The sequence below is a fragment of the Flavonifractor sp. DFI.6.63 genome (genome assembly GCF_024462255.1).
GTDB classification, from domain to species: Bacteria; Bacillota; Clostridia; order Oscillospirales; family Oscillospiraceae; genus Lawsonibacter_A; species Lawsonibacter_A hominis.
In genome coordinates, this window is the sequence record NZ_JANGBE010000144.1 from 1 (window position 1) to 279 (window position 279).

Genomic DNA, 279 nt, shown 5'->3' on the forward strand with positions numbered 1-279 from the left:
TCCCGCTTCGTAAATTTCGTCTAAGTTAGAAATATATCCAGCATTTTTGCCACTCGATACAATTTGATTTTTTAAATCATTATAGTCAGTTTTAAGTTGTTCGGATGTCAACTTAGGAATCCTTGTTTCAAATGCTTTAATTTTAAGGTCATAGTACTTGTTCTGGGCAGATATATAATTCTGTATGCCCTTTGCACCTATCCTACTTGATTCAGCTGGAGCCTGGTTGTAATCGAAATACTCACCAACCTTCAACATATAGTAGCCAGCATTTCTTAC

At 35.5% G+C, this 279-nt stretch carries 1 protein-coding gene; it reads right to left on the reverse strand.

All coding sequences use genetic code 11. The annotated features are described in order from the left end of the window. A partial coding sequence (locus NE547_RS18255) for a hypothetical protein (protein ID WP_256176647.1) occupies window positions 1–279 on the reverse strand: 279 nt, incomplete at both ends.